This is a genomic window from Roseivirga spongicola, assembly GCF_034376045.1.
GTDB lineage: Bacteria > Bacteroidota > Bacteroidia > Cytophagales > Cyclobacteriaceae > Roseivirga > Roseivirga spongicola.
Genome location: NZ_CP139724.1, coordinates 4,368,852 through 4,390,719, shown reverse-complemented (window position 1 = coordinate 4,390,719; position 21,868 = coordinate 4,368,852). Strand labels below are relative to the sequence as shown.

The following is a 21,868-nucleotide window of genomic DNA, read 5'->3' as shown; positions in this document are numbered from 1 at the left end:
ATTGAATTAGGGGCTAATTTATGTGTGAGCTGAATAGGTTGTGAACCAAAACTGTTGTTGAGTTTTTGGCATCGCCATCGTAAACGTTTTCAATCTTCTTTTTAAAATTCCAGATGGTGTTACGCCTTAAATCTAACATTTCTGAAAGCTGATCTAAGGTGTATTCCTTTTGTCTATTATTCGTAACGTACAGAATGAAGAAGGCTTTGTCTATTGGAAACCTAATGCCGTGGAAAATGGAGTTACTGGTAACCGATTCATTATAGCCGCACTTAGTGCACCTTCTCATAAATTTAGTCTTTCCTTCATTGTATTTTGTGTTGCTACATTTGGCACAATGGTAGCCATCGCCCCACTTAAGTTTTTCTAGAAACCTGTAGCAAGTAGGCTGATCTGGAAATATTTTCTGAAACTGCTCGTAGCTCAGATTCTTATTAATAAGTCTGTCTTGCAGAATTTCTTTTATGTTGTTCTTTAGCTTCCAGTTGTCTAAATCGAGCTTTGAATTGATTGCGTTGATGTCTTTAGTTTGCTCAATTAGCTTTTGATTGGTAGAGGCTAGTAGAAGGTTTTTCTCTTCAAGCTGGCGAGTCCTTTCCTTGATCTTCTCTTCCAATTCTCTGTTTACCTTGTCTTTGAGCTCTGCATTCTCCTTTTGTTGGTTGATTATTCTCTGTAATGCTCTATCTCTGTTCGACTTAAGAATTCTAACCCTGTCGCTTAGTGCAAACGTTAGGAATATCATTTCTAGCAAAAAGCAAATATGAAGGCTATAATAGCTTATGGTTACTAATGGTATTACGGATAGGTAGATGAGGGCCTTAGTTAAGAAACCTAAAAAGAGAATGCCATAGGCCACTACAAAGAATCTTGCTGGTTTAAAACCTTTTAACCATACCCGAATGCCAGAATAGAAGATTAAAGAAAGGGGAATGATTTCTATGTTGCGGTATTCAAAAATTGAATGGTCGAAAACCAAAGCATATAAGAATATGAGGCTTCTTACTGCGAGCGTACCCAGTAGTAATTTATCTAACTGAGGTGCTTTGGTACTGGTGGTTAAAAACCTTCTAGAAAACAATAAGGACCAAAAGATAAGTGAGAATAAGGCCGTACCGTAAGCAATTTGGTTCCACTGAGGCCAATTAGGCCATAGATATTGATAGGCTATGCCATCTACGCACATGGCATAGACGCCCACACTCAGAATATAGAAAGTATAGAGGAGGTATTTCTGTTCTCTTATTGCGAAGAAAATCAACATGTTATAGATGGAAATGATGAAAATCATTCCATAAAAGATGCCGTATAAGAAGTATTCATTTAGAGCATATCCGACAAACTGGTTAACTGTTCTAATAGAAACCCTTAGGTCGGCATACAGATGAGATTGCACCCTAAAGTAGACTTCCTGCTGACCTTCTAGTTCTGAATCTATTATCCATTGAAAGTTTTTATGGTTGAAAGATTTGTCTTTAAAAGGGATGGCATCTCCCACGTGGTATTGTTTGTAGGTTCCGTCTTCTTGAGGAAAGTAAGCCCAGATGTGGTCTATGGTTTGGTCATAGAATTCTATCATCCATTCCTTTTCAAGGTCTCTTGCTACAAGTAATGGTACCTTTATCCAATAGGTGCAGGTGGTGCAGTAATCTTTTGGCTTGTAGCCAGGAGTTATTAGAAACTGCTTCTGAGAGTTTCTGACTAACTCAAAAGACATAGAGCCAGTACTGTCTATGAGAATGGGTAAATCATTAAATGCGAGCAGAAACCTATCGCTAGAATCGTCTATAAATATTCTTTCCCTTGAGTTTTGGTAGGGGCTAAAGAAGTTTAGCAACAAGGAAATAATGAAAGCTTTTACAAATAGCATGGGTCCAACAGTAGACTCTCTTTTATCTAATGTACAAAATTAGCAACCAAACAATTGGTTAAGGTGTGTCTACTGTCTTTTAAGAACTTAAGAAGCTTTTTCTAAAGAAATTGGTTCGGCAGCTTTACCGTCTATGCGTTTAGCATGGTTTTTTCGCTGAATGTTGCCGACCATATTGGCCACTCTGTTTCTGCTTAGTAAGCGTGGTAAAAAAGCACTCAGCTTATTCCAGAAGCCTGGTACTAAGACAACTTTTCCACTCATTAACCCTTCATAGCCAAATTCAGCAACGCTCTTTGCATCGGCAATATTGAATTTTATGTTCGGGTTTTCATTTCCATTGGACTTTGCAAAGTTAGTCCTTGTCATTCCGGGACATAAAACAGCCACATGAACGCCATTAGCCCTAACCTCGTTGGCTAATGCTTGTGAGAAGTTCAATAAATAGGCTTTAGAGGCATGATAGGTAGACATAAGTGGCCCTGGAACAAAAGCAGCAACCGATGCATTATTCAGAATGTAGCCTACTTTTCTTTCTACCATTCCTGGCAATATCCTTTTCATTAACTCTGTGGCTGTAACCATATGAACCTGGAGCATGGCTTTATCTTTTGCCCAGCTACTTTGAGCGAAATAACCGAAATTTCCGAAGCCGGCATTGTTGAAAAGGAGCTCTACTTCAATATGCTCTCTATCTATAAAGCTACAAATACTATTAGTTGCCTCAGGGTCTGATAAGTCTTGAGAAAAGATTTTGATGTCTACTGAATACAATGATTCAAGACTACTTTTAGCAATTTCTAGAGACTGAAAGTTGATGTCTATAAGGAGTAGGTTGTAGCCATTGAGGGCACAAACATTGCAGAACTCTAAACCTATGCCACCAGCAGCTCCTGTTACAAGTGCTGTTTTCTTCATCTCGGAAATTTAACAAATAAAAAAAGGAACCCAACTGAGTTCCTTTTCAATCTCTACAAGTTGAACCCTTAGGCCAAGTATTTTTCTACTGGAACGTAATCTAAATCGAAAGCCTCAGCAACCGCTTCATAAACTACATCACCGTTCACTACGTTCAAGCCTTTTTCGAGCTCTTTGTTTTCCTGACAAGCCTTCTTCCAGCCTTTGTTGGCTAGCTGAATAGCGTAAGGAAGTGTAGCGTTGGTAAGAGCAATGGTAGAAGTATAAGGTACAGCTCCTGGCATGTTTGCAACACAGTAGTGCACAATATCATCGATAATGAAAGTTGGATTCTCGTGCGTTGTTGGAGTACAAGTCTCGAAACAGCCACCTTGATCTACAGCAACATCTACCAATACAGTACCTGGTTGCATTTCTTTCAACATGTCTCTGGTGATTAGCTTAGGCGCTTTAGCACCAGGAAGAAGTACAGAGCCAATGATTAAATCCATGTGAGGGATAAGCTCACGAATGTTTACCTCATTAGAGTATCTTGTAACCACATTAGGAGGCATAACGTCATTAAGGTATCTCATTCTGTCTAGGTTCACATCCATAATGGTTACTTGAGCACCTAAACCAGCAGCCATTTTTGCGGCTTGAGTTCCTACAATACCACCACCTAGAACTAATACTTTACCAGGAGAAACGCCAGGTACTCCTCCAAGAAGAACACCTTTACCCATAATTGGCTTCTCTAAGTATTTTGCACCTTGCTGAGTGGCCATTCTACCTGCTACTTCAGACATAGGAATCAAAAGAGGAAGGCTTCTATCAGCTTTTTCAACTGTTTCGTATGCTAAGCAAACAGCACCACTTTCAATCATGGCGTGTGTTAATGGCTCGTAAGATGCGAAGTGGAAATAAGTGAATACCAATTGATCTTTCTTGATGAGTTTGTACTCAGGCTCAATAGGTTCTTTCACCTTCATGATCATTTCGGCTTTGTCATATACAGCCTCAATGCTTGGTAGTATATTGGCACCAACTTCCTCATAAGCTTCATCAGGGAAACCGCTGTTTAAGCCGGCATTAGTTTGTATATAAACTTCGTGACCACGTTTGATCAACTCTAGTGCTCCACCAGGGGTTAGAGACACTCTATTCTCGTTGTTTTTAATTTCTATTGGAACGCCAATGATCATGTCTAATGAGTTTAAAATTTTGAGTGGCAAATATAGTAAGCGGATATTACAAACGTTTGCCGTTTGGCCTAAAAACGCCCATTTTACTGAGAATCAGAATGATGTATTTCGAAAGTTGAAAACCGTGAAATTTTCTTTTACAGCCTAATATTTAAAAGGAATAAAATTTGCCATAGATTTGTTTTGACCAATAAAAATGATGAAAAATTACGCTTTGCGGTATTTTATTCTAAAAATGTCTCGAAAAATAAGGGTTTACCAAATTTGATTTGTCTCTTATTCTGGTTACATTTGTTAGACGTAATAGTACGTAGAAATTTAAAATTTCATGCTTGTGGGAGAATCAAAGACTGTTAGTAAGAAGAAAATAAACGCGCAGGAAGTATTAGAAGATTATAAACTAGCGGTTGAAAGTAGGGAAGCCAGTATAATTGGTAGAAAAGAGGTCTTTATGGGTAAAGCCAAATTCGGAATTTTTGGCGATGGTAAAGAGCTCCCTCAGATTGCAATGGCTAAGGTTTTCAGAAACGGAGATTTCCGTTCTGGTTACTACCGAGATCAAACGTTTATGTTCGCTATTGGTGAGCTTACAGTTCAGCAATATTTCGCGCAGCTTTATGCACATACTTCTGTAGAGGCAGATCCTGCTTCTGGTGGTCGTTTAATGAATGGTCACTTTGCTAACAGATTACTAGATGAGCAGGGCAATTGGAAGTCTCAGACTTCTATGAAAAACTCAAGCTCAGATATTTCTCCAACAGCAGCGCAAATGCCAAGATTAGTTGGTTTAGCGTACGCCAGCAAGCTCTACAAGCAAAACCAAGACCTACACCAGTTTACCGATTTCTCTTTAAAGGGTAATGAAGTTGCCTTCGGTACTATCGGAAACGCTTCAACTTCAGAAGGGCACTTCTTTGAATCTATTAATGCGGCAGGTGTGCTACAAGTGCCAATGGTTATGGCCGTTTGGGACGATGAATACGGTATTTCGGTTCCACAGGAATATCATACCACCAAAGGCAGCATTTCTGAGTTTTTAGCCGGAATTCAGAGAGATAAAGACAATAAGGGTTACGAAATAATCAAGGCTAAAGGCTGGGATTATGAAGGACTCAAAGCTGCTTTCCAAAAGGCAGAAAAGGTGGCTCGCGAAGAGCATGTTCCAGTATTGGTGCACGTTCAAGAGGTTACTCAACCACAAGGACACTCTACTTCTGGTTCACACGAGAGGTATAAGACTAAGGAGAGATTAGAGTGGGAAAAAGCCCACGACTGTCTAGTGAAGTTCAAGGAGTGGATCTTAGAAAATAATGTAGCGTCTGAGGAAGAGCTAAAGCAATTAGAGAAAGAAGCAAAAGATGCGGCCAAGTCGGCAAGAGTAGCTGCATGGAATGCTTTCCTTCAAGATATTAAGAAAGACCAAGAAAAGGCGGTTGAAATTGTTGAAGCGCTGGCTCAAGAAAGTGAGCATGGTGGCCAAATAATTCAGATTGTTTCTGAGCTTAAGAAAACTCTAAACCCAATTCGTTTAGATACTTATAAGGCAGTTAAGAAGATTTTACGCCTTACCAGAAATGAAAATACTTCTTCTAGAGCTTCTCTTGTTGCTTGGTTAAAGAAAAGTGATGAGGAGAATTATAGAAGATTTAGCTCTCATGTAATGAGTGAGTCTGAAGAGGCTTCTCTTAAAGTTGAAGAGGTAAAGGCATCTTTTTCTGAATCTTCTCCTTTGGTAGATGGTAGAGAAGTTCTACAAGCCTGCTTTGATGCTGCGTTAAGCAGAGACCCAAGAGTAATTGCTTTTGGTGAAGATGTTGGTAAGATTGGCGATGTTAACCAGGCTTTTGCTGGTCTTCAGGCTAAGTATGGTGAACTAAGGGTTACGGATACTGGTATCCGTGAGGCCACCATTATTGGTCAAGGTATTGGTGCGGCCTTAAGAGGCTTGAGGCCAATAGCTGAAATTCAGTATTTGGATTATTTGCTTTATGCCATTCAAACCCTAAGTGACGATTTGGCTACTCTGCAGTACAGAACTGTAGGAGGTCAAAAGGCTCCTTTAATTATTAGAACTAGAGGCCACAGGTTAGAAGGTGTTTGGCACTCAGGTTCTCCAATTGGAATGATTTTGAATAGCCTTAGAGGTATCAATGTATTGGTGCCAAGAAATATGACTCAGGCTGCTGGTTTCTACAATACAATGCTCAAGTCGGACGACCCAGCATTGATTATCGAATGTCTGAACGGTTATAGACTTAAGGAGAGAATTCCGGATAACATTGGTGAGTTTACCGTGCCTGTTGGTGTACCAGAGGTGATCAAAGAAGGTTCAGATGTTACCGTAATTACTTACGGTTCTATGTGCAGAGTTGTTGAGCAAGCTGCTGAAGAACTGCAAGAAGTAGGAATCTCAGTTGAAATTATTGATGTACAATCTCTTCTTCCTTTCGATGTACATCACTCCATTGTTGAGTCGTTGAAGAAGACTAATAGAGTAGTATTTGCAGATGAAGACGTACCAGGTGGTGCTTCTGCTTACATGATGCAGAAGGTACTTGAGGAGCAAAATGGATACTTCCACTTAGATTCTCAGCCTGTTACTATTACTGCAGCAGAACATAGACCAGCTTATGCATCTGATGGCGACTATTGGTCTAAACCTAGCGTAGAGACGGTCTTTGAAAAGGTGTACGATTTAATGGGCGAAGTAGAGCCAGATAGGTTTCCTAAGCTTTACTAAGGTTTAGGGGGCTTAGTTTACCTCTCGTCTAATACTTTGAAGAGTAAATTCAGGGCTCTCACCTACATTGCTAGTGTTCAGAGCCCTATCTCTTATCTTAAATTCCAGTTTAATGGTATCTGTTCTAAACAGAGGTAGAAATATGCCAGAAACCATATCATAGGTGATAACTCCCTCAATAGGTCGATTTGAGTTTCTAACTATAGAACAAGGGTTGTCTTCAGAAGATAGACAAGGGAATCTACCATCGAAAGATATACCGCAGAAGGTGTTCTCGTTGGCACTTCCTGCAGGTTGGGCTCTTAAATCTACTTCTTCAAAAGTTCCATTCCGCTTTACAAAAAAGTCTACTTCAATATTGAATTGATTTTCATTGAAGTTTATCAACAAGGTGTCGGCAAAATCACCATCGCCATTTACATCTAAGTTCTCTTTATCTTCAACTATGTAATCTAGACAGGTGAATGGTGGGTCTTCTGGGCGTTGACCAAATTGGACAAGTTCGCCATTTTCTTCAACCAGGTTATATGGAGCATAAGGCCCAGAAGCTTCTTCTCCCGAAAGGCCCAAGTCGCCATCTCCATCTTGAATGTTGATAGAAAGTTTTAGGGTGTTTTCCTCAAATAGTGGGTCTCCAGCATTTTTTACTTCAAAAACCACATCGGCAAAACTAACCTCAGGTGTTACTGGCAAATCGGGTGGTCTGTTACAAGCCAAAATGGCCATGCTAAGAAGAAATGCAAAAACTAACGATTTCGAGAAGCTTAATCCCATAGATTACCTTTATATGAATACAATTATAATAATATTTGCCCTAAGTGAATCATCACCCCAGGCTGTATAACGAATGCTCCAATTCAATAGTTTAATAGACAGAATAAAAACAGTCGGCCCAAATACCTTTGAGGCGCTGGCCATAGATATCTTTAAACTTCAGTATACCCATAATCAGGTTTATAAAGAGTGGTGCGATTCTTTAAAGAAGACACCTAACTTGGTTGAGCGGTTGGAGCAAGTTCCTTTTCTTCCTATAGAGTTTTTTAAATCTCATGATATCCGAACAGGAAGTTGGAATGAACAATTGGTATTTGAGAGCAGTGGTACTACTGGTTCAGAAACTAGTAAGCATTTCGTACACAGTGAGTATTTGTATCTAGAAAATTGCGTTACTGCTTTTGAAAAGGAGTACGGTGATTTATCTGATTATGTGATTCTGGCCTTGCTTCCCTCATATTTAGAGAGAGGTAATTCTGGCCTAATTTCAATGGTCAATCATTTTATTCAGAAGACGGAATCGGAAGAGTCAGGGTTTTACTTAAATGAGTTTCAGCAGTTGTATGATCATCTCTTAAGCTTAAAAGAGACTGGTAAGAAAGTAATTTTGTGGGGTGTGACTTTCGCCTTGTTGGATTTTGCAGAAGAGTACTCCATAAATTTTCCAGATCTAATTATCATGGAAACCGGTGGAATGAAGGGTAGGAGAGAAGAGCTAGTGCGTTCGGAAGTTCACAATAGGTTGCAAGATGCTTTTGGAGTGGTAGGTATTCATTCAGAATATGGTATGACGGAACTGTTTTCTCAGGGATACTCTAAAGGACAGGGTGTGTTTCAGTGCAGTAATACTATGGCTGTAATGGGAAGAGATGTGAATGATCCACTTAACTACCCTTCTAAGAACAAAACGGTGGCCTTGAATGTGATTGATTTGGCTAATATTTATACCTGCTCATTCATTGAAACCAAAGACCTAGGCTCTGTCTATAGTGATGGTAGTTTTGAGGTAAAGGGAAGGTTAGATAACTCCGATATTAGAGGGTGTAACCTTTTAGTAGTTTAAAATAATTGGAAGTTCAGCCCGTTAAATCAAAGATTATATTCATCAACAAGGCTGAAAAATAATTTGAATTTTTATCTTTAAGCCACAATTCTAGATCATGAAGAAAAAACAACTGATCATTTTGCTAGTATCTCTGGCCTTCTTAGGAATCACTTCTTGCGCTCAAGAACTATGTCCTGCTTACGTAAAAGTAGATAAGCAGGAGAAAAAAGAAGAAAAGAAAGAAGGTCAGTTCTGATTAAATCAGGTACTTCTTTACATCTTCTTCACCGATTTCCTCTCCGCACATTATCACAAGCCTTTCCGTTACGTTGCGTAACTCTCTGATATTTCCAGACCAATCGTAGTCTTGTAAGGCTTTAATGGCTTTTTCGTTCAACGACTTCTTTTTGGTGCCATATTCTTGGGCAATATCTTCTAAGAATTTATCGACCAATAAAGGAATGTCTTCTTTTCTGTCTTTCAAAGGTGGAACCTGAATGACGATTACGCTTAGTCTATGGTATAAGTCTTCTCTGAACCTGTTCTCTGCAATTTCCTTTCTTAGGTCTTTATTGGTTGCTGCAAATACACGCACATTCACGTTGATGTCTTTATCTCCACCAACACGGTTGATTTTATGCTCTTGTAATGCTCTAAGTACCTTAGCTTGAGCAGAAAGGCTCATGTCTCCGATTTCGTCCAAGAAAAGCGTTCCCTCCGTGGCTTGTTCAAATTTTCCGATTCTTTGTTTGTGAGCAGAGGTAAACGCTCCTTTCTCGTGACCGAAAAGCTCACTTTCAATGAGTTCGGCAGGAATGGCCGCACAGTTCACTTCTATGAATGGGGCAGAGGCTCTGTTACTTCTTTCATGAAGACCTCTAGCCACCAACTCCTTACCACTTCCGTTGGGGCCTGTGATTAATACTCTGGCGTCAGTAGGGCCTACCTTGTCCATCATTTCTTTCACTTCAGACAAAGCAGCAGTCTCGCCAATCATTTCATACTTCTTAGAAAGCTTCTTTTTAAGCGTTTTAGTCTCAGTGACTAAAGATGACTTATCCAAAGCATTCTTGACCGTAAGCAGGAGTCTGTTCAAATCTGGTGGCTTCGGCACAAAGTCGAAAGCTCCCATTTTGGTGGCATCCACAGCTGTTTCAATAGTGCCATGCGCAGAGATCATGATGAACTGAGTATCTATGCCGGCCATCTGAACACGCTCTAGCAATTCAATACCATCCATCTTTGGCATTTTTACATCGCAAAGTGCAATGTCGAACTTATCTGAAATCAGTTTTTCAAGCCCTTCCTGGCCATCTTTGGCTTCATCGATGGTGTACTTCTCGTACTCCAGAATTTCTCTGAGTGTACTTCTTATGCTTTGCTCGTCATCAATGATCAGGATTTTTGCCATATCTCTGGTGAATTAGGGGATTAGTAAATTGGGTAATTAGTTTTGCTTTACTCTTCTAGCGAAAATAGTGCTAAAATTGAAAACAGGTGAGTGTTTATGCTGTGAATTACCAATAAACTGGTTTTACTTCACCAAACACAATAAAAAGAAAAAGATATAGACCTGTAAGCCGGGTTCTGTCTACTCCCTTTTGGGATGATCTTATCATTTATCTAGTCCTGACATTACTATCAGGATCAATCTGCCTACCCTCTTGTATCGGGCGGGTACCCTCAAGCACAAGTATACGTGGCATTTCACCGCATAGAGTTTACCTGATTTCACTACAGCATTACCTGTACATTCTTTCTGTTGCACTTGTCCTCTCCGTCAGTTGACGAATGACGGCCGTTAGCCGCTATGCTTCCCTGTGGTGCCCGGACTTTCCTCCCTTCCGATTACTCAGAACAGCGATAAGACGGTCTATATCGCTGCAAATATAGTTGAATGGTTGGGTTTACAGTATGGCAGAGAGATCAAAGCTTTTCTGATTGTTGTCAATATCTGTAATGAGAAGACTGTAATCACAAGCGCCCGATCCAAAATCAATGGAGGTGGTTTCTTTTTGAGCTACTTCTTGAATAGAAAAAGCTCCACTTTTCGGGAAGTACGTTTCATTCAGCCAGCAGTTAAATGTGTTCAACAAAGTGGAAGGTGTACTTAAGTTGAATGCTTTCTGACCAGAGATTTCGAACCTGTAATTATTTGAAGCGAAGTAATCGAGCTCAGTAGTTTCGAATTGGCTGCCATTATTCTTAGCGTAGTTAACTTCACGGTTACCTGTGAAAATGGAGCTTTCTGAATTTATAGTTAGCTCTAGGTTCGAAAAAGAGAGACTGTATCTTTTGGCATCAGTTGAATTGGTTTGAGATATATTTTCAATCCTTATTTGACCATGCAATCCTAAACCATTAAGATGATAGTTTCTTAAAACGACAGTTACAACGTTACCAATCTTGTCATTAGGATCTGAATAGTTCAGCTCAATCTGCCCACGTCTAATCTTTTGAGAATCATCAGTACATCCGTTACCATAGTTTAATAGTAGAATGTTTAAGTCGGTATCAAGTTGTTGGTTGGCACATTCACCTCTCCCTGCGAAAACATTATAGTCTTCATGGGTAGAAACCACACCTTGATCACGCTCATGAAGAGAGTGGAGAAGGTTAAAGACAATTCCTTCAACATCGTGAATCATAAACTCAAAGGCTAATGGCTCTTTCACTCCTTCAGGAATATCGAACTGTTCTTCTACGGTAGGGATAGGGTTTACCTTAGAGCAGCCAAAAAAAAGTATTGAAACAATGATGAACTTTACCGTAGACTTAGCTTGCATGTGTATTTAGATTGAATTCAGATAGAATAACGTAAGCAAGAAGAGCTTAGTGTTAGAAATAAAGAATGTGGCCAGTTACTTTACTTTGACTCAATTGCAAAGTTGGGGCCGGTAGTCTGATGAAATCGGTCAAGAAGAGAACAGTTTTCAAAAATCTACTGCTGGTTTGAATGTGGCTTAAGTCGAAATCTAAACCCAAATAATATTGTCTGTAATTGTTGAATCCAGCTGCTTCATTTTCATGGTTTCGGGCAAAAATCATTTGATGTGCACCATATCCCAAGGTAAGATTTATCCATTTGGGCCAATTAGACTCTTTGGCGAATGCATGGATATCGAAAGAAAGCCAATAGCTCTGTCCATTATAATCTTTGAGTAACCTTTCTGGAAAATTACTCCCTAATGTTTCTGGTCTTAACTCCGCTAGACTACTTGGCTGAAAGCTAAACTTGAATTTTATACGCTGTTCATTCCATGCCTTCTGTTGAAAGTAGAACATGCCAGATCCGGCAGTATTGGCAATTATGTCTCCGTATGAAAAGCCGTAATCAGGAGAGAAACCGTCAAGTATTTCAATAGGGAGAAATAGGGCTGAGCTTAACAATGAGCTCCAAAGTAGTGCTTTGTTATCGCTTAATTCAGTTCTTCTTAAAAGCTCAAAATTGATTCTAGACAAATGATAAGTGCCGTAAGTATGCCCAAGCTTGTCTACTTGGAGCCACTCGGCATTGTCATTAAAGAATTTAAAGTGCTCTAAGCCATTTTCTGCATACCAAGCTTGGCTGAGCACTAGCATTCCAGTAGCGTAGCCAATTCCTCCGTAAAATTTTACCTTTTTAAGGTTGATTGGATAATCAACTTCCACCGGGTGAGCAATCCCACTTTGTCCTAAGAGTTGAGCATAAGTACATATTAGTAAGCAGATGAAAATGGCAAATCTCCGCATGCCGAAATATACTTATTCTATTTGTCCAAAGCTTTTTTGTAAGTGTCAATTGCTCGTTGCCTGGCCGATTTATGTTCAACTATCGGGTCTGGGTATTTATCTGTGCCGTATTCTGGAACCCATTTTTTGATGTATTTCAGGTCTGGATCAAATTTTTCGGTTTGGGATTGTGGGTTGAATACTCGGAAGTATGGCTGTGCATCGGTGCCAGTTCCTGCAGCCCACTGCCAGCCACCGTTATTAGAGGCTAGATCGAAGTCTAGCAGTTTTTTGGCGAAGTAAGCTTCACCCCATCGCCAATCTATCAGTAAGTGTTTGGTCAGGAAGCTGGCGACAACCATCCTTACTCGGTTGTGCATGTAACCGGTTTTATTTAGCTGGCGCATTCCGGCATCTACAATTGGGTAGCCAGTTTTGCCTTTACACCATTTCTCAAAGCCTTCTTCATCTTGTCTCCATGGTATTTGATCATACTCTTTCTTAAAGGCGTTGTCTACTACCTTTGGATTATTGGCCAGAATCATGGCGTAGAAGTCTCTCCAGATCAGTTCGTTTAGGAAAGTCTCATTCAAGGAGATGGCTTTCTCGGCCAATTGCCTTATGCTAATAGTTCCAAACCTTAAATGTATGCCTAGTCTAGAGGTAGCATCTTGTGCAGGGTAGTCTCTTTTTTTATCGTAATGTTTGAGTACTTCCTCTTCTACATTCGATGATGGTATCTTGACCTCGGTAGGCTCAAACCCCATATCTTCTAACGAGTGGACTTGGTTGTTTTTAAGTTTCGCCCAATTTTCGAAGCGCAATGCACTAGACTTAATTTCAGGTCTGTTGGCCTTGTATTTCTCTTTCCAACTTTTACTGTAAGGGGTGAATACCTTATAAAAGCTTCCTGAACCAGAAACAATTTCTTCGTATTCGTAGATCACCTGATCTTTAAAAGTGAAGAAGTCTATGTTGTTTTCTTTCAATAGAGATTCAATCTGCTTGTCTCTGTCTTTAGCGTAAGGCTCATAGTCACGATTGGTGTAAACAGCCTCGATTTCATATTCATCAATGAGCTGTTTATATGCCTCGAGTGGGGTAGAGTAGAAGGTTTTAATTCCACTGCCTTTCGAAGCTAAATCATTGTTCATGGCTTCAAGTGTAGATTGAATAAACTCTACTCTTGCATCGGCTTTGTCTTCTAATTTATCCAGAATGTTTTTATCGAAGATGAAAACAGGAAGCACATCTTTCGTCTCTTTTAATGCATAATAAAGCCCTGTATTATCTATAAAGCGAAGGTCTCTCCGGAACCAAAAAATTGAAATTTTAGACATTGGATTGTAATTCTCTAAACCAAACTATCGCCATCTGATTTAGTTCGATCCTCCCGAATTATTCTCTTTAGAATTATCACTTTGTCTTTCTTGACGTTTTCTATTCACTCCCTGAAAAAATTCCTTTAGCGTGTTGAAGCTGGTGGTTTGCGAAATGCTGGCTCCTGTGGTTTGGTTGGTGGCGTTTCTGTTAACCGCCAAATTGGCCAAATCGTAATTGGTTTGTGAATAAACTCGCACCTTGTACTTTCCATCAGGTGTGAGGAGGTATTCGGCTGTCCAATCACCAGCAATACTGTTAATATCTTGCAGGCCGCTAATACCACCTTCTCGCGTAACTCTTAGTCGACCATTGAGGAATGTGTAACTTAGCCTTAAGCGGAAGGTGTTGAAGCTATTTTCGTCTAAATCTGCGAGGTCAAAATTCACCTCCAGATTCTCATCTAATTGCGCGACTAGCTGGCTCAACTGATTAGAAAGTAACTGGCTTACGTTTTGGGTAGAAGATCTTCCGCCCACTGTCAAACCTCCTTGTGCTTGAAAGTTATTGAGTACAATTAAACTTAAAACCTGACGGTTCAACTCCTGTTCATCTCCGTTTATTCTTGCTTCAAATGCATTTAAGGCGGTAGTTACATTATAGTCGTTAATGTTGGCTTCGCTAAAGTCTATATCAAAGCTGATCTCAGGGGAAAGCATTGGGCCAGTGAGGAACAATAAGACTTTGGTTGGAATTCTTCTGGATGAGGCCGATGAGCTACCATCTTCATTGGTTTCTACAAAACCAGCATCAACTAAAAGTGGAGCAATTGAGGTACTTTGATTGTACGAACCCTTAATGTCTACAATAGCCTCATACGGGTCTCCATACCAAGTGATGGTGCTCGGTTGTTCTATATCAAATTCTTTGGTTATGAGGTTGTAAAGTGAAAAGTTGTAGGCTCCTTCAGTAATGTCTAAGTCACCAGTCATCTGGAATTCTCCCTGTGTATCGATCAAAAGTCTTAACTGCCCTTCTCCACGCCCTCTAATAATATCACCAGTCTTTGGGTCTATAATTATTTCAACATAAGCGTCTGGTGTTACCTCAATATCAAGGTCTAGTTTTAGCCCTTCTATCTTAATCTTGTTTACCTCATCTAAATCTATGATGTTTTCGGTAGAAGTGGTGTCTTGAACAGTTCGGTCTACGAACGTTATATATTCGGGGACATCGTTGTCTTCAATTTCTTCAGTAATTGGAATGTAGATTTTAGTGTCGGCTTCCGTTCTTACATTAGCAGATATGGTGAGGTTAGAAGCTTCTCCTGTTAAAGAGACTTGGCCTGTTGCGTAGGCGCCTCCATAATATACATCTCCAACATCTTGATTGGTGTTTAGTACTTGGAACTGATTCAGTTGACCAATCAAGTCAAGCCTGAAGTCTCTGAAATAGTTGTGACTGACTCTTCCACTAAATTGGGCTTGTCTACTTCTTGCGTCTAAGAATTGAAGGTTTTCAAGTGAAATGTATCTTTCTTGAAAATCAACATCTCCATTAAAGCTGTATTTTGTATTGAGGTAATTGATCTTCATTTGGCCATTTTTGATGGCTCCCTGCCCCTTCATTACTGGTGCATTGGTGTTACCTGTAATTTTATATCTGCCATCTATAAAACCTCCTAATTCGGAGAAGTAATCATCTATATAAGGCTCGGCAATATTGATGTTGGCCTCATTTAACAGTAAATCTATGTTTAGTTGCTCTTCATCTCTAGAGGGGTAGAAGGCGCCCGTCATGGAAATAGTATTTCTGCCCAGTCGATCTACATCAAAATCTATGTCAAAACGTTCTCGATAATCGTTCCAGCTCATACTTCCTTCTAAATCACCCACCAAGAAATTGTTGATTCTAAACTCTTCAATTGATAGGTCTCCAAAGATTAACGGGTTGTAGTAAAGGTTTTGTGCCTGAATAGAGCCATTCACCCTTCCAGTATAAGACTCATTAGCCAGCGGGTTAATATTGGCTACCTCTACCTCTTGAAACTCTATTGATAAGCTTTGAGCGGTATCTTGGGCAATAGCAATATTTCCGTCAAAACTGATGGATTGGTCTGTGTTGAAAACACTGAGGTTTTCTATGGTTATTTTTTCATCTCCGAATACTACCACGTTGTTGTCAGTGATTTGCCAGGTCTCTTCCAGAATGGTAATGTTGGAATTACCAAAACGCAGTTCGGTTCGGTCTGGGAAAAAGTTTAAGTCGGCACCTATTTCAGCATAATTACCACTGCTTAGCTGTGTTACGTTTTGGCGTAAGTCCATGTGTGTTCCGTCCCAAACAGCTTCAAAAACCATTTTATCTGTTTCTGTAGAATTGGCGTAAACCTGTTTTTCACTAGAAATGTAACCTAAGGCAAGCACTTTCTCTTGGTCTCGAATATTAGTGGCGTTAATGTTTATCTCATTGTCATAGAAGTTGATTTTGCCGAATTGTACGGTGTCGATCTTAGTATTAAGTACTATCGATTCATTGTTCTCATTGGTGAAACGCCCATCAATGTTGGTGTTTTTAGATACATATATTGTGCTATCAAATATGTGAATGAGTGGGGTAATGTCGTACAACTCAAACTGATAGTTCATGTTGAAGTTATTACTCGTTCTAGGGTTTCTACGAATGAATTGAGCTACCTCATCACTTCTAGAGGAGAACTGAAGTCTGTACTGTTCGCTAATGTTGGAGAGCTCACGCGAAATTTCTGAAAACTCGAAATCGCCATTGAAATCTGCATAAAATAAATCGGAGGAGACGGTTAATTTTCTACCTGTGGCTCCTCTAGATGCACCAAAGTAAACTGAGTCTAAGTCAATACTTTGGCTTTCATATCTGTAGAAAGTTTCGGTGAGGTCTATTTTCCCTTGAATACTATCGAGTTTTAGGCCACTGATGTCTAGGTCGAAGCTAGTAGAAAGCTCCATGTCTTCTTCTGTCAGTTTCACTTCTTTTAGCAAGGCTGTGTCGAGTCGACCGCGAAGTTTGAAGATTTTATTGTTGTCTCTTAAATCTACAGACCCTGTGGCAAAGAGTTTAAACATGGGGTCATTAACATCTACCTGTCCATTGAAAAACGATTCAGCAAAAGTACCATCAGTTTCAATGTTGGTATAGTTGTAGCCATTAATGCCAACCTTTGGAATAAGCGCATCTAGTTGAAAGTTGGCAGTTTCAAGTGTAAAGCCCTTGCCTGCTAAGCTTCCATCTAAATCTACCCTTTGAAAGTTAGAGACTTCCGTGAATCGGCCTAATTCAAAGTTTTTGAGGAAAAGTTCACCAGAATATTGCGGCAATTCATTGTCCTCAATTTCAATCTTAATGTTCGATTCGATATGCCCCATTCGGGTGTCGAAAATTCCATCGGCCACAAAGTTGTTAAGTAGCCCATCAAAGTTGCCAGACATTTTAATCAGGCCAAATTTGTTGGAAATTCGGAATGTCTGCTGACCCATGTATTGCCGCAGGTCTGTGGCTTTAAGTGTAGACTCTCGCAGGTTTAAACTGAATATAGTTTGGTTGATATTCGGTAAGCCTTCAATATCAATGGAGCCTTTAAACCGAGAATCGTTGCCAAAGGCAATGGCGAAATTATCGGAGTAAAAACGATTAACTGTTCCTTGAAATAGCCCTGAAATGTCTACTGCCTGATCGTATTTTTTTAGTTCTGGTACAAAATAGCTCAACTCATTGGTGTGAATAATGGTGTTGTCAAAGTCGGCCCTTATAGCAACGCTATCTATAAAAGAAGCCATTTGACTCGGTTTATCGCGTTTTAACTCTACAAAGTCTTTGATGTGGGTTTTACCCATTTGAAGGTCTAAATCGAAGAAGGTTAAACCATGCCTAGAGTTTCTGAAGAAGGTTTCTAGGTTGTCGATGCTGAGGCCAGAAACTGAATCTCTCGTCCTGAGTTGTTTTACGTCAATCTGAAATGTGTCTCTGACTGTTTTAAGGTTGAGTAGGTCCGCATTAAGGTCTAGTAGTTGAAAGTGATTGTAGTCGAAACCATCTTTTATACTATCCTTTCTACTGTCAGAAATACTGAATTTCGAATTGATCAGTGTTATTTGATCGATAGAAAACATACTTGGTTCCCCAGGTTGGGTGTTTTCAGATGCTAAAAGTGCTGAAATTCTATCGGCCCATTCGTCAATATTCAGTCCGCCACTGGCATGATTTCTCAGGTTTACATCTGCTCCATTGAGCCAAGCCTCTTTAGTTTTAATATTTTTTTTACCCAGAATATCGCTGATGGAAAAGGAAAGAGCCAACTCATCAATGCCAATCATGGTCACTCCATTTTCATCGTAAATTCTGGTGTCATCTAAAGCTATCGAGTTGAACCACTTGATGTTAGCGTAGCCGATTTCAGTTCTATAGCCCGTTCCCTCCGTGAGGTAAGTAGTGGCTTTGTCTATTACATAATTCTGAATTGGCGGTAGGTTAATGAGTAGCGCAACTAATGCCAATAAGATAAATGGGGAGGCTATGATCCAAAGGATTGATTTGACAATCCGTTTTTTAATAACTTGCGATCTTTTAATATTCTCCTTCAATGCCTTCCTCTGATATCAAAATCCTGGCCATCGAATCATCTTGTGACGAGACATCTGCGGCTTTGGCAGTCAATGGCAAAGTACTCAATAATATAGTCGCAACGCAATCGGTGCATGAAAATTATGGAGGTGTGGTGCCAGAATTGGCAAGCCGCGCTCACCAGCAAAATATAGTGCCAGTAGTAGATCAAGCGCTCAAAAATGCTGCCATTTCTCCAGAAGAAATTAGTGCTGTAGCTTTTACTCGTGGCCCAGGTCTTATGGGGGCACTTTTAGTAGGGGCTTCCTTTGCGAAAGGACTGGCTTTGGCTTTAGATGTTCCACTGATTGAAGTCAACCATATGCAAGCGCACATTTTGGCTCATTTCATTGACGATCCTAAACCGAAGTTTCCATTTCTATGCCTTACGGTAAGTGGAGGCCATACTCAAATAGTATTGGTCAAAAGCTTTATGGATATGGAAGTTGTTGGAGAAACACAAGATGATGCTGTGGGCGAAGCCTTCGATAAAGTGGCTAAAATGATGGGTTTGGGATATCCCGGAGGGCCAATGGTAGATAAGCTGGCTCAGCAAGGCAATGCCGATGCTTTCTCATTCCCAGAGTCTGAAATGGCTGGTCTTAATTATTCTTTCAGTGGAATTAAAACTGCTGTGCTTTATTTTTTGCGAGACAAACTCAAAGAAAATGAGAACTTTATAGAAGAAAATAAAGCCGATTTAGCAGCAAGCATACAGAAGACTCTTATTAATATGCTTTTGCAAAAGCTAAGGAAAGCTGCTCGTAGATATAGAGTGAATCAGGTAGCTATTGCGGGAGGAGTTTCAGCCAATAGTGGTTTGAGAAATAGACTCACCGAAATGGCTGTTGAAGAAGGTTGGAAGGTATTTATTCCCGCCTTTGAGTATTGTACAGACAATGCAGGTATGATTGCCATGGCAGGCCATTATAAATTCTTAGAAGGTGAATTTGTAGACCAAAGTGTAAGCGCATTACCAAGAATGAAGTTCTAGCCCACGATTTCAATCGTGGGTGTTTATGATAAACATGAAAAACATTTTTAAGCCAGGAGATATTAAAACCCATCATTTCACCGTAAAGAGTGAAGATGTAGCCAAGTTTGAGGCAGGTGAGGTTCATCCAGTATGTTCAACATTTACCTTGGCTCGCGAAATGGAATGGTCTAGCCGTTTATTCGTACTAGAAATGACCGAAGATCATGAAGAAGGTATTGGTACTTTTGTAAATGTTTCGCACAGGTCTCCAGCTTTGGTAGGGCAGAAGATTTCGGTCATAGCAAAGGTTAGTTCTTTCGAAAGAAATGAACTCATTTGCGAGATTGAGGTTAAATGTGGAGATCGGCTGGTAGCGATCGGTTCAACAGGACAAAAGATTCTGCCAAAAAATAAGATAAAAGAGATATTCAGTAGTTTAGAGAAGGATGGCGAATAAAGATAAAAGTAGGTTTTCTAACAGCATCAATATTAAAAACAGGCGTGCAAGCTATGAATACGAGCTTATTGACAAGTACGTAGCGGGTATGCAGTTGATGGGAACTGAAATAAAATCGATCCGTGAAGGTAAGGCCACTTTGGCCGATGCTTATTGCTATTTCAGAAATGAGGAGCTTTGGGTAAAACAAATGCACATTACGCCTTATGCCCAAGGAACCCACTATAATCATGATCAGACTCGAGAAAGAAAGCTACTGCTCAATAAGAAAGAGTTAAGTAAACTGCTGGCAAAGACTGAAGAGAAAGGAATGTCTATAGTGCCGACTAGGCTGTTTATAAATGAAAGAGGTTTTGCTAAATTAGAAATCGCTTTGGCAAGAGGTAAAAAAATACACGATAAACGCGATTCTATCAAAGAGAAAGATGTGAAACGCGATTTACAAAGAATGAAGTTCTAATGGATACAATAGATTACGGTGTTCAGCGCTTGAGTTTGGTGCCAATGAGGGCAAAGCCTTCCGATGCATCCGAAATGATTTCTCAATTACTTTTTGGCGAACATTACGTGGTTTTAGAAGAGTCTGAAGATAGGAAGTGGCTCAAGATTAGTAACGCCTATGACAATTATCAGGGCTGGATTGATAAGAAGCAACACCATCATATTTCTAAAGAATACTTCGACCAGATTAGCGAAACAGAATACAAGGTTTGTATAGACTTGATTTCCAAAATTCTGTTCAAACAGCAGATCAATCATATAGTAGCTGGTTCTGTTTTGCCACTACTGAATAACCCTATTTTTAAAGACGAAGAAAACGTGGCCTTCAATGGGATGTCTAAAACCCTTTATCAAAAATGGGGAGTGACAACTTTGCTCAATCAGGCTACTAAATATTTGAATACGCCATATCTATGGGGAGGCAAGTCACCCTTTGGAATTGATTGTTCCGGCTTCACTCAAGTGGTTTTTAAAACTGGAGGTCATAAGCTGCCAAGAGATTCATCTCAACAAATTTTGAAGGGTAAAGAAATAAGCTTTGAAGATAGGAGAGGAGGCGATCTGGCTTTCTTTACCAATGCTGAAGGCAAAATGAACCATGTAGGAATTCTGATGGATGAAGGCCGGATTATCCATGCTTCCGGTAAAGTTCGTATTGATGAGTTCGATGAGAAGGGAATCAGAAATGTGGAGAAAAATGCGTATACTCATCATTTCTATAAACTCAAACGGATAATCACATAGAGTATGAGACGGGTATTGGTATTGAATCAGGACTATTCACCAATATCTGTTTGTTCAGCAGAAAGAGCCTTCTTGCTACTATATCTGCAAAAAGCTGAACTGGTTCATGACGACCCTGAAACTAAACTGCGCTCTATAGATGCAGAGCACCCAATGCCCTCAGTTATTCGTCTTCAGAAGTATATTTTTATTCCCTTTAAGAGTGTAATTCTTACACGCCAAAATGTTTTCAAACGCGACAGACAAAAGTGCCAATACTGCGGAAAGAGCAAAGACCTCACCATTGACCATGTGCTACCTAAGTCGCGTGGAGGCAAATCTACCTGGACTAATCTGGTGGCTGCCTGCAAAAAGTGTAATTCACTAAAGGGCGACAAAACTCCTGAAGAAGCACAGATGCCTTTGGCCGCTAAACCTTTTAAGCCATCCTATATCATGTTTGTCAGAAACTTCAGTGGCTTCACCTCCGAAGAATGGTTAAAGTATCTGGGGGTTAATTGAGATATGGAATGGCTATGGGAGAGCAAGCGATGAAGTATTCACTAAAAATCTGGTTAATTATAATCTCTTTCTGCCTTGTGACATCTGGTTGTAAAGATGAAAGGTTGGAGTTAGGAGGGAATTGGAGCCTTTTTGTGCTTGAATATGAAGGAATTGATATTAGTGGTACGGATAAAACCAAGTCTGCCTGGTTTGCGCAAACAATGGTGATTGACCCTTCAAAAGAAATAATTATTATTCCCTCTGATTTTGGCATAAATGAATGTAAATACTCAATTGATATGAATGAAGGGCAGTTTTTTATAAATACCAACTCTTGTGGCGATGTTAGGCTGAATGGCCGGTTTGAGTTATTTTACGATACAATGAAAGTGTTCAATAAAGGTATGTCTATGACTATTGGGTTGACTGTTAAGAATAAGGACTTCGGTTTATATGCAGAAACTAATATTCTTGGAGAGGCTTTTAACTTTGATTGAAAGGTTTTCTTAT

18 protein-coding genes and 1 other RNA gene are annotated in these 21,868 nt (G+C 39.8%); 9 read left to right on the top strand and 10 right to left on the bottom strand.

Annotation, left to right across the window (positions count from 1 at the left end):
* Positions 1-13 precede the first annotated feature (13 nt).
* The 3 genes from T7867_RS19245 to ald all read right to left on the bottom strand — a co-directional run bounded on the left by T7867_RS19245 (position 14) and on the right by ald (position 3,972).
* On the bottom strand, positions 14-1,870 hold the full coding sequence (locus T7867_RS19245) for a 7TM diverse intracellular signaling domain-containing protein (protein WP_084375651.1): 1,857 nt from the start codon (positions 1,868-1,870) through the stop codon (positions 14-16).
* 87 nt (positions 1,871-1,957) lie between these two features.
* Positions 1,958-2,788 carry an SDR family NAD(P)-dependent oxidoreductase gene (locus tag T7867_RS19240; RefSeq protein WP_273272433.1) on the bottom strand — a complete coding sequence of 277 codons (831 nt, stop codon included), beginning with the start codon at positions 2,786-2,788 and terminating at the stop codon, positions 1,958-1,960.
* Positions 2,789-2,856: 68 nt separating this feature from the next.
* Positions 2,857-3,972 carry an alanine dehydrogenase gene (ald, locus tag T7867_RS19235; protein ID WP_068220391.1) on the bottom strand — a complete coding sequence of 372 codons (1,116 nt, stop codon included), beginning with the start codon at positions 3,970-3,972 and terminating at the stop codon, positions 2,857-2,859.
* Between the two features lie 328 nt (positions 3,973-4,300).
* On the opposite strand from ald, the gene T7867_RS19230 reads away from it, so the two are divergent.
* On the top strand, positions 4,301-6,712 hold the full coding sequence (locus T7867_RS19230; protein WP_322299672.1) for an alpha-ketoacid dehydrogenase subunit alpha/beta: 2,412 nt from the start codon (positions 4,301-4,303) through the stop codon (positions 6,710-6,712).
* A 12-nt stretch (positions 6,713-6,724) separates the two neighbouring features.
* Here T7867_RS19230 and T7867_RS19225 read toward each other — a convergent pair whose 3' ends face one another.
* Positions 6,725-7,486, bottom strand: coding sequence for a hypothetical protein (locus T7867_RS19225; protein ID WP_322299671.1), 762 nt, complete (start codon positions 7,484-7,486; stop codon positions 6,725-6,727).
* Positions 7,487-7,559: 73 nt separating this feature from the next.
* On the opposite strand from T7867_RS19225, the gene T7867_RS19220 reads away from it, so the two are divergent.
* Together T7867_RS19220 and T7867_RS19215 are read left to right on the top strand one after the other, a co-directional pair.
* Positions 7,560-8,549 carry a LuxE/PaaK family acyltransferase gene (locus tag T7867_RS19220; protein ID WP_322299670.1) on the top strand — a complete coding sequence of 330 codons (990 nt, stop codon included), beginning with the start codon at positions 7,560-7,562 and terminating at the stop codon, positions 8,547-8,549.
* 97 nt (positions 8,550-8,646) lie between these two features.
* Positions 8,647-8,787 carry a hypothetical protein gene (locus tag T7867_RS19215; RefSeq protein ID WP_157717607.1) on the top strand — a complete coding sequence of 47 codons (141 nt, stop codon included), beginning with the start codon at positions 8,647-8,649 and terminating at the stop codon, positions 8,785-8,787.
* Here the strand turns inward: T7867_RS19215 and T7867_RS19210 are convergent, their stop codons facing one another.
* The 6 genes from T7867_RS19210 to T7867_RS19185 form a co-directional block, all read right to left on the bottom strand.
* Entirely contained in the window at positions 8,788-9,942 is a 1,155-nt protein-coding gene (locus T7867_RS19210) for a sigma-54-dependent transcriptional regulator (protein WP_322299669.1), read from the bottom strand.
* Positions 9,943-10,091: 149 nt separating this feature from the next.
* An RNA gene (gene rnpB, locus T7867_RS19205) (RNase P RNA component class A) lies at positions 10,092-10,411 on the bottom strand.
* Between the two features lie 27 nt (positions 10,412-10,438).
* Positions 10,439-11,317: a hypothetical protein gene (locus T7867_RS19200; RefSeq protein ID WP_322299668.1), complete on the bottom strand. Its 879-nt coding sequence runs from the start codon at positions 11,315-11,317 to the stop codon at positions 10,439-10,441.
* A 52-nt stretch (positions 11,318-11,369) separates the two neighbouring features.
* Positions 11,370-12,263: a DUF2279 domain-containing protein gene (locus tag T7867_RS19195; RefSeq protein WP_322299667.1), complete on the bottom strand. Its 894-nt coding sequence runs from the start codon at positions 12,261-12,263 to the stop codon at positions 11,370-11,372.
* A 17-nt stretch (positions 12,264-12,280) separates the two neighbouring features.
* Entirely contained in the window at positions 12,281-13,582 is a 1,302-nt protein-coding gene (locus tag T7867_RS19190; protein WP_322299666.1) for a cryptochrome/photolyase family protein, read from the bottom strand.
* Between the two features lie 39 nt (positions 13,583-13,621).
* Positions 13,622-18,091, bottom strand: coding sequence for a translocation/assembly module TamB domain-containing protein (locus T7867_RS19185; protein ID WP_322299665.1), 4,470 nt, complete (start codon positions 18,089-18,091; stop codon positions 13,622-13,624).
* Between the two features lie 86 nt (positions 18,092-18,177).
* Here T7867_RS19185 and tsaD point away from each other — a divergent pair, with 86 nt between their 5' ends.
* The 6 genes from tsaD to T7867_RS19155 are packed head-to-tail and all read left to right on the top strand — an operon-like array spanning position 18,178 to position 21,855.
* Positions 18,178-19,191 (top strand): tRNA (adenosine(37)-N6)-threonylcarbamoyltransferase complex transferase subunit TsaD, encoded by a 1,014-nt coding sequence (gene tsaD / locus T7867_RS19180; protein WP_273272441.1) that lies wholly within the window; start codon positions 18,178-18,180, stop codon positions 19,189-19,191.
* 34 nt (positions 19,192-19,225) lie between these two features.
* Complete coding sequence (locus T7867_RS19175) at positions 19,226-19,630, top strand: thioesterase family protein (RefSeq protein WP_273272442.1); 405 nt, start codon at positions 19,226-19,228, stop codon at positions 19,628-19,630.
* On the top strand, positions 19,620-20,090 hold the full coding sequence (gene smpB, locus T7867_RS19170) for an SsrA-binding protein SmpB (RefSeq protein WP_068220424.1): 471 nt from the start codon (positions 19,620-19,622) through the stop codon (positions 20,088-20,090). The genes T7867_RS19175 and smpB overlap by 11 nt, the downstream gene beginning before the upstream one ends.
* Positions 20,090-20,875 (top strand): C40 family peptidase, encoded by a 786-nt coding sequence (locus tag T7867_RS19165; RefSeq protein WP_273272443.1) that lies wholly within the window; start codon positions 20,090-20,092, stop codon positions 20,873-20,875. The genes smpB and T7867_RS19165 overlap by 1 nt, the downstream gene beginning before the upstream one ends.
* Before the next feature lie 3 nt (positions 20,876-20,878).
* Positions 20,879-21,376, top strand: coding sequence for an HNH endonuclease (locus T7867_RS19160; protein ID WP_273272444.1), 498 nt, complete (start codon positions 20,879-20,881; stop codon positions 21,374-21,376).
* A 29-nt stretch (positions 21,377-21,405) separates the two neighbouring features.
* On the top strand, positions 21,406-21,855 hold the full coding sequence (locus T7867_RS19155) for a hypothetical protein (RefSeq protein WP_273272445.1): 450 nt from the start codon (positions 21,406-21,408) through the stop codon (positions 21,853-21,855).
* Positions 21,856-21,868 lie beyond the last annotated feature (13 nt).